The following is a 592-nucleotide window of genomic DNA, read 5'->3' as shown; positions in this document are numbered from 1 at the left end:
GTTTTACTTCACAACGATATTTATTATTTTCATTTTTTAGATAGAAATCAATTTCTCTATCAAATTTTTCTGAGTTGTCACGGATAAAATTTGTTTCATAATTTTTATCACTAACTGAATATAACTTACAAAGTGTAAGCATTAAAGGTTTTTCTACTTGTTTCCCTGCCGTACTCCATGCTCCACCTCGTAATGCCGCACGTTTTACAGCAAGTGTATTTATAACTATTAGACTTTCACTTATATTTAATTTTACAGACACATCATTTAATGTTATCGCAAGAGTTAAATCTAAATTTGATTCATTCTCACATAAACTTTCTATAATTGCATATAATTGTTCGTAATGCTCATTTGCAGCATTTATAATAATTTCTCTTGTAGAAGAATTATACATATTATGTATGGTTTTTTTATTTAGACCAGAATTAATAGCAATTTCATCAGGCGATAAATTTTTATCGAGGAAAGCAGTTTTATACCAATCTGTTGTTATAACACCAGCATGAAGTTTTGCTTCTACTACTTGTTTGAAAAAATCTATAGCAAATTGAAGAAATTCAACATTAATAATTGATACAACTTCCATGCG

At 28.0% G+C, this 592-nt stretch carries 1 protein-coding gene; it reads right to left on the bottom strand.

Annotation, left to right across the window (positions count from 1 at the left end; translation table 11 throughout):
* On the bottom strand, positions 1-592 hold a 592-nt coding region (locus tag ACYVRH_RS14155), incomplete at both ends, for a CfrBI family restriction endonuclease (RefSeq protein WP_461257517.1).

The organism is Treponema sp. R80B11-R83G3 (assembly GCF_054786115.1).
This window is presented reverse-complemented; position numbering and strand designations above follow the sequence as displayed.